This window comes from Actinomadura sp. KC345 (assembly GCF_004348515.1).
Taxonomy (GTDB): domain Bacteria; phylum Actinomycetota; class Actinomycetes; order Streptosporangiales; family Streptosporangiaceae; genus Spirillospora.
Genome location: NZ_SMKH01000477.1, coordinates 1 through 3,705, shown reverse-complemented (window position 1 = coordinate 3,705; position 3,705 = coordinate 1). Strand labels below are relative to the sequence as shown.

5 protein-coding genes and 1 pseudogene are annotated in these 3,705 nt (G+C 71.1%); all 6 read right to left on the bottom strand.

Going from position 1 to position 3,705, the window contains the following annotated elements:
* Positions 1–101: 101 nt before the first annotated feature.
* Positions 102–551, bottom strand: coding sequence for a DoxX family protein (locus E1281_RS38440; RefSeq protein WP_131884616.1), 450 nt, complete (start codon positions 549–551; stop codon positions 102–104).
* 198 nt (positions 552–749) lie between these two features.
* The gene (locus E1281_RS38435) at positions 750–1,982 is read right to left on the bottom strand and encodes a styrene monooxygenase/indole monooxygenase family protein (RefSeq protein ID WP_131884615.1); all 1,233 of its coding nucleotides are present in this window, start codon (positions 1,980–1,982) and stop codon (positions 750–752) included.
* A 32-nt stretch (positions 1,983–2,014) separates the two neighbouring features.
* Positions 2,015–2,629: an ATP/GTP-binding protein gene (locus tag E1281_RS38430; RefSeq protein ID WP_131884614.1), complete on the bottom strand. Its 615-nt coding sequence runs from the start codon at positions 2,627–2,629 to the stop codon at positions 2,015–2,017.
* Positions 2,607–2,945, bottom strand: a complete 339-nt coding sequence (locus E1281_RS38425; protein ID WP_131884613.1) for a DUF742 domain-containing protein — start codon at positions 2,943–2,945, stop codon at positions 2,607–2,609. Before E1281_RS38425 ends, E1281_RS38430 begins: the two co-directional genes overlap by 23 nt.
* Before the next feature lie 34 nt (positions 2,946–2,979).
* Complete coding sequence (locus E1281_RS38420; RefSeq protein ID WP_131884612.1) at positions 2,980–3,426, bottom strand: roadblock/LC7 domain-containing protein; 447 nt, start codon at positions 3,424–3,426, stop codon at positions 2,980–2,982.
* Positions 3,423–3,705: pseudogene (locus E1281_RS41590) on the bottom strand (hypothetical protein); the annotation flags it as partial. The pseudogene E1281_RS41590 and the gene E1281_RS38420, both read right to left, overlap by 4 nt.

Here is a 3,705-nt window from a genome sequence, read left to right as displayed (position 1 = left end):
CCTGACCGCCCTGCCCGTGACCCTCACCCCCTGACGGCAACGAAACGGCGGACGCCCCGGGCCGGGTGGCCTCCGCGGCGTCCGCCGTCCGGCGCGCGGTGTCAGCGCTTGAGCGTGTCGCGCAGGGAGTGCAGCACCTGGCTGGACTCGGCGCGACGGTCCCGGGCGACCGCGGCGAACACGACGGCGTACGCGATGGGCAGCAGTGCCCACGCGGGCTCCAGCACCAGGATCTGGGTCAGCACGGCGCCGCCCATCAGGCCGATCAGCCCGATGGCCGCCAGCCCGGCCAGCCGCGGGATCACCAGCGCGATCGCTCCGGCGGCCTCGACGATGCCGGTCACGTACCGGAACCACTGGCCCCAGCCGATCTCGGTGAACGTCTCGACCGCGGTGGCCTGGCCGGCGAGCTTCGGCAGCGCCGAGGCGAAGAACAGGAACGCGGCCAGGTAGATCTGCGCTCCCCACAGCACCTTGCGCAAGCACGCGGCGGTCCCCGGCGGAGCGGTCGCGGCGGCGGTGACGGTGGCGGGGATCTGGGTGGCGGTCATGGCGGTGGTCCTTCCGTACGGTGCGTCTCATCGGCCTTTCACTGACGCGTCGCACGGGCACCCACCGGATCGACATCCCGCCAAACTTTTCTTCGATCTTTTCCGCGACCGCATCATCGCAGGTGAGAGACCACCACGCCGAGATCCTGTGCTGGGCCCGACGCCCGGTGGGGCGTCGGGCCGGCGGCCAGGCGCTTGTCAGGAGGCGGGGAGGGAGGCTAGGTAGGCGTCGGTCTTGGCCGGGTCCATGAGCCAGTTCTCGAAGTCCCACGGGTTGGCGTACCCGTAGGCGAAGCGGTAGGCGACCTGCTCGTTCTGCGTCGCGGCGCCCAGTACTCGCTGGACGTGTTCGGGCAGTGGGCCGAGCATCATGTTGGTGTACTGCGTCGGGTGCCGGGCGTAGTCCCAGAACACGTCGAACGTCTGCTGCATCCAGTCCGCGTCGAACGGGCGGTCACCGTGCTTGAGGATCTCGTCGCAGTAGATGGCGGCACAGCGCACGGCGTTGTTGGCTCCCTGTCCGGTGACGGGGTCGTTCGCCACGAGCACGTCGCCCATTCCTAGGACGTGCACCGAGTCCGACAGCCGTCCCACCGGATGCCGGACGACCGGGGCGTAGCCGCCGTACAGGGTGGAGCGCGCGTCGGTGGGCTCCGCGTTGACGGTCAGTTCGTACTCCCACGGGACGTACTGGCGCATCAGCTCCAGCGTCCGGGCCAGGTGCCCCTCCGGGGGCGGGCGGTCGGACCACACGTCGAACGGCCCTCCAGGGACGGCCTCCCACAGCAGGCAGTCGCAGGGACCGGTGTTGGTGTAGCCGGGCATGATGAAGAACTCGCCGATCCCGGGAGTCGCACTGATCCGGACGTGCGGCTCGGGGTAGTCCGGCCGCGAGGCCATGCCGTGCAGGAAGATGCACGACAGGTGGCGCTGCGGACGGTCATACGGGGACCGGGACGCGTCGCGGTCGAACAGCTCGACCAGCTCGCCCTTGCCCGCCGCGATGAGCGTCAGGTCGTACAGGCCGGCCAGGCCCTCCAGGTCCGACGTCATGACGCCGTGGTAGACCACGTTCCCGCCGCGCGACTCGAACAGTTCCAGCCAGCCCGCCATCTTCACCCGCTGGTCCACCGCCTGGGCGTAGTCGTCCCAGCGGCCGACGAACTGCAGCGCCTCCTGGCCGGGCGGACCGGCGACCGTCAGCCGCTGCGCGACGATCTTCGGGCTCTGCTCCTCCCACAGGTTCAGGCCGCGGTCGCGCTCCAGCTGAAGCTGCGGCCAGAAGATGCACTGGGTCGACATCACCCGGCCGTAGCGGATCTCGTCCGGGGTGCGCGACGACATCACGGTCACGTCGTACCCCTCGGACTGGAGGCTCAGGGCGAGCTGCAGCCCGGCCTGCCCGGCACCGATGATCAGGATCCTGCGCAACGCGTCCTCCTAGGCGGAGATCCCCCGACGGCTCAGGGGGTGGTCAGGGCGCCGGAACCGCGTCCGGCCGTCATCTGCAAGGTGTGGGTCAGGGTCTCGGTGAGCACCCTGGCGACCGAACCGCGGTCGCGGGCGTCGCAGGTCGTCAGCGGCACCTGCGGGGGAAGGCCCAGGGCGTCCCGCACCTCCGGGAGCGGATGGGCGTGCCGGCCGTCGAACAGGTTGACGGCGACGACGAACGGCACGTCCGAGTCGTTCTCGAAGTAGTTCACCGCGGGGAAGGAGACGTCCAGGCGGCGCGTGTCGACCAGGACGAGCGCCCCGCTGGCGCCCCGGCAGAGGTCGTCCCACATCGGCCAGAAGCGCGGCTGGCCGGGCGTGCCGAACAGGTAGAGCACCAGGTCGTCGCCCATGGTGATGCGCCCGAAATCCATCGCGACCGTCGTCGTGGTCTTGCCGCCGGGATCGCCGCCGAGGGGGTCGACGGTCTTGGCGGCCTGCGTCATCCACGCCTCGGTGTTGACCGGCGGGATCTCGGAGACCGCGCCGACCAGGGTCGTCTTGCCGGTGCCGAACCCGCCCGCGATCACGATCTTGGCGGAGGCGCGCGAGCGCGGCGGGCGGTCAGGCGAGCTCGCGTAGGCCATCGATCACTCTCTCCAGGAGTCGCGGGTCGTACGGGGAGATCTCGTCGCCGATCGCGACCCGGTCACCCGCCGCCAGGTCGCTCAGCAGAACCCGGGTGACTCCCAGCGACACCCCGCAATGCGCGGACAGTTCCGCCACCGACTCGTCGACGGTGTGCACGCGGTCGTACAAGGCCCGGGCCTCGGGCAGCAGCCGGGCGGCGAACGCCGCGTCGTAGCCGCGTCCGTACACCAGGGTGTGGACGAACAGGTGCTGCCGCCCGCGCGTCCGCCCGCCCGTCAGGACGTAGGGCCGCACCCAGGGGTGGGACGTCATGGTCGTCCTCCGATCGGGGGGATGCCGCGGATCATCACGTTCCCTGCCCGGCCGACATCCGGCGCAGGTCGTCGCGCATCTGCGGGGTCAGGACGTGCCCCACGCTCTCGACGAGCCGGCTCATCTTGTAGGCCACCGCCCCGAGGTTGGCGCCCTCGGACACCAGGACCGCCAGCCCGGCCAGGCTGCCGATGCTCATGAACAGGAAGTGGCCCGCCGGGAACTTCAGCATCACCTGCTCGCACCCGCTCTCCCCGACCCGCCGGGCGATGTTGTTGGCCAGGCTGATCATCCCGCTGGTCATGGCGGCCATCGGGTCGGCGAAGTCGGCGGGCATCCGGCCGGATCCGACGAGTGCGAGGCCGTCCGAGGACACCAGCAGCGCGTGCGCGACCCCGGGTGTCGAACCGGCGAAGTCGTTGAGCAGCCAGCCGAAGTCCTCCGGACCGGGCGGCCGGCCGGTGTCGGCGTTGACGGTCATGATTCGGTCCGTCCCTCCGGGGAGTCGCCCGCGTTCTGCCGGCTCGCCTCACGACCGCCCATGGTGAACGCCTCCAGATCCTCGGCGAACGACCGGGCGGCCGTCTCGCGCTCGTTCGGCGCGGACTCCGAACGCAGCGTGGTCGTCATTTCCGGCCCCTTGTCCGATCCCCGCAGACTCTGGCTCTGCCGGCGCGGCAGCGGATCCGCGTCCGCGGCGGCGGGATCCGCCGAGCCGGTACCGGCCGGGGTCGTCTTCGTCGGGCCGGGAGGCGCGGCG